The organism is Photobacterium sp. OFAV2-7 (assembly GCF_022347985.1).
GTDB lineage: Bacteria > Pseudomonadota > Gammaproteobacteria > Enterobacterales > Vibrionaceae > Photobacterium.
In genome coordinates, this window is the sequence record NZ_JAKRFQ010000612.1 from 1 (window position 1) to 3,237 (window position 3,237).

General features: G+C 45.8%; 2 protein-coding genes and 1 pseudogene. All 3 read left to right on the forward strand.

All coding sequences use genetic code 11. The annotated features are described in order from the left end of the window. Window positions 1-1,611: DUF3458 domain-containing protein (locus tag MHN01_RS21710; RefSeq protein ID WP_239413382.1), on the forward strand; the 1,611-nt coding region annotated here is incomplete at its 5' end. Between the two features lie 100 nt (window positions 1,612-1,711). Then, the gene (locus MHN01_RS21715; protein ID WP_239413384.1) at window positions 1,712-1,933 is read left to right on the forward strand and encodes a DUF2835 domain-containing protein; all 222 of its coding nucleotides are present in this window, start codon (window positions 1,712-1,714) and stop codon (window positions 1,931-1,933) included. A gap of 415 nt (window positions 1,934-2,348) precedes the next feature. After that, window positions 2,349-3,237 (forward strand): annotated as a pseudogene (locus tag MHN01_RS21720) (NAD-glutamate dehydrogenase domain-containing protein); the annotation flags it as partial.

Genomic DNA, 3,237 nt, shown 5'->3' on the forward strand with positions numbered 1-3,237 from the left:
CTGGGCTCGCGTCCGGTTAACCGTATTAACAACGTTCGTGTTGTTCGTGGTCCACAGTTTGCTGAAGATCGTGGCCCAATGTCTCATCCAATCCGCCCGGAAAAAGTGATTGAGATGAACAACTTCTATACGCTTACAGTGTATGAGAAGGGCAGTGAAGTTATCCGCATGATGCACACCTTGCTGGGCGAGCAGAACTTCCAGGCCGGGATGAAGTTGTACTTTGAACGTCATGACGGCACGGCTGCGACTTGTGATGATTTCGTACAGGCGATGGAAGATGCTTCTGGCGTTGATTTATCTCGTTTCCGTCGTTGGTATAGCCAGGCTGGTACGCCAATTGTCAACGTAGCAACGGATTATGATACTGACAGTAAGCGTTACCGCGTCACGGTGAAACAACATACACCGCCGACAGCTGGCCAGGAAGAGAAGCTTCCTTTACATATTCCATTCGATATCGAGCTATATAACAGCCGCGGTGATGTCATTGAGTTACAGTGTAACGGTGAAAAAGTGCATCATGTACTTGATGTTACTGAAGCTGAACAAGTCTTTGAGTTTGATAACGTTGAAGAAAAACCAGTTATCTCGATGCTGCGTGAATTCTCGGCTCCAGTTGTGCTCGAATACGACTACTCTGACGATGAGCTGGCGTTCTTGATGGTTCATGCTCGCAATGAGTTCGCCCGTTGGGATGCAGGTCAGATTTTGTTGGCGAAATACATCCGTGACAATGTTAAGCGTGTTCAGCAGGGTGAAAGCTTCGAACTACCGGCTTCTGTTGTAGATGCTTTCCGCGGTGTGTTGCTTGACGAGAAACTGGATCCTGCATTTATTGCCGAAATGCTGACGTTGCCAAGCGAGAATGAGATTGCGGGTTGGTACAAAACGGTTGATGTTGATGCAATCCATGTGGTAGTGAGCCAGCTTGAAGCGGTACTGGCAAGCGAAATGGAAGATGAACTATCGGCTATATACCATACTCTTGCTCAGGCAGAGTACAGTATTTCCCATGAAGCGATGGCGAAGCGTGCATTGCGAAATACGTGTTTGTCTTATCTGGCTAATACTGAAAACGGCGACAAGCTTGCCGCCCAGCAGTACAAACAGTCAGATAATATGACAGACACCATGGCTGCGATGTCGGCGGCGAATAATGCAGGTCTTGCTTGCCGTGAAGCGCAAATGGCAGACTTTAGCGAGAAGTGGACACACGATGGTCTGGTTATGGACAAATGGTTCATTCTGCAGGGCAAGAACCCGGCAGAGAACGCATTGGAAAATGTCCGCAATACCATGTCTCATGCCGCATTTGATCTGAAGAACCCTAACCGTACCCGTAGCCTGGTTGCTAGTTTCTGTGCGAACAACCCTGTACGTTTCCACGCAAAAGACGGTTCCGGTTATCAGTTCCTGACGGAGATCCTGACGGCGCTGAATACCAGCAACCCGCAAGTTGCTTCACGCCTGATTGAACCTTTCCTGAAGTATCGTCAGTATGATGAGCAGCGACAGGCACTGATGCGTGCAGAACTCGAGAAACTGTCTCAGCTGGAGAATTTAGCTAAAGACCTGTTCGAGAAAGTCCAGAAAGCACTAGAACAGTAAATCGCGATACCGATAAGATTGAGAGCCTCCTTATATAGGAGGCTTTTCTTATTGTTTTGTTCAGAAGAGACTAGGGCTTCATTACCAGGAAAAACGATAAATGAAATCATATACCTTCTCAGTTTATATCTCTTATCAGGCCTATCTTGACCATTACTCTGGTGCTGCCAGTACCGTGTTGGTTGTTACCGACAGTGGCTTAAAATTGCAGCTTCCGGCGTCGCGTTTTCGGCCGTTTTTAAGCCAGTTGGGAGTAAAAGGTCGCTTTCGTATTACGGTGAACAATCAAAACCGTTTAGATACCTTGGAGAGAATTGGATAATAGCAATGCCTTGCGTTACATCTTGTTAACGTTTGGGGCAGGGCTCTATTGATGAAGAACGATCAAATCTCCCGTATTCTCTACGGGTATGCAAATAAAATTAGGGTTTGATATAAGAAAAAATAATCGTAGAAATAATTGGTTAGACCAATTTACAGGGCGAATAATCGCGTTAGCTGGTCTTTTCACCAATGTCAGATGTTCCATCCAGCCAAAATCTTAACCTTAGTCACATATTCGATTTTTTCTTTCCGAAACAGTGTTATTAACGTAACCAATTCGCAACAAAACGCCCTACAATAGCACTCACGGAAAGAATACCGATCCTATGCGCTTTAAGTCCCCAAACCGCACATGGGATTGATATAAAACCCTATACTAGATCGATAATAGATATAACAATGGAGCATTTGCTATGACCGCACCTGACCCTATAGTGCCGGTACTGCTTGAGAAAGTGTATGGCTTAATCCAGGATAAGATTGAGACCCCTCAGCAGGCATTAGTAGAAGTTTTTGCTCAAAGATTACTAGGTCAACTGGCAGATGATGATCTGCTTCAAAGGAATGAATCTGACTTATATGGTGCTGTATTGAGTTTGTGGCACCATCTTGCGCAAAATAAACCAGATCAAATTTCAGTACGTGTATATAACCCGACGCTCAGCCGCTATGGCTGGCAGTCAACGCATACCGTCGTCGAAATCGTAACACCTGACCGTCCTTTCCTTGTGGACTCAGTCCGCATGACCTTAACCCGCCTTGGTATTACAAGTCACCTTATGCTGAATGGCCCATATTTCTTTAAACGGAATGAAAGCGGTGCGATCAGTGAAGCGTGTGGCAAAGATGGTGATCTTCAGACCCTTTTCCATATTGAAGTGGATCGTCTCAACGAAAAATCTGAGATGAAAGCACTAAAAGAAGAACTAGAACAAGTGCTGCAAGATGTAGATTTAGTCGTCAATGATTGGCAAGGCATGCAGAGCAAAATGCAGGGCATCGTCAAAGAGTTGAAAACGGCAGAGCTACCGGTCGATAAAGCTCATCGAGAAGAAGCGATTGCGTTCCTTGACTGGGTTAACAGACATAATTTTACCTTCATGGGTTATCACCAATATGACTTGGTGCCTATTGAAGGCGACTATGAGCTGAGACCATGCGCTGAGGGAGGGCTTGGCCTGCTCAGCAAACCTAACAAAGCAAGATCTCTTAAACTTTCCGAACTACCGGAATCGGCACGATTTGAGGCCCGCAAGCCAGAGTTGCTTATTTTGACCAAGAGCAACGGCAAATCGAAAATCC

Bases quoted from the DNA above. Each gene is read 5' to 3' on its own strand.
- MHN01_RS21715 (WP_239413384.1), top strand. From the start codon at position 1,712: ATGAAATCATATACCTTCTCAGTTTATATCTCTTATCAGGCCTATCTT.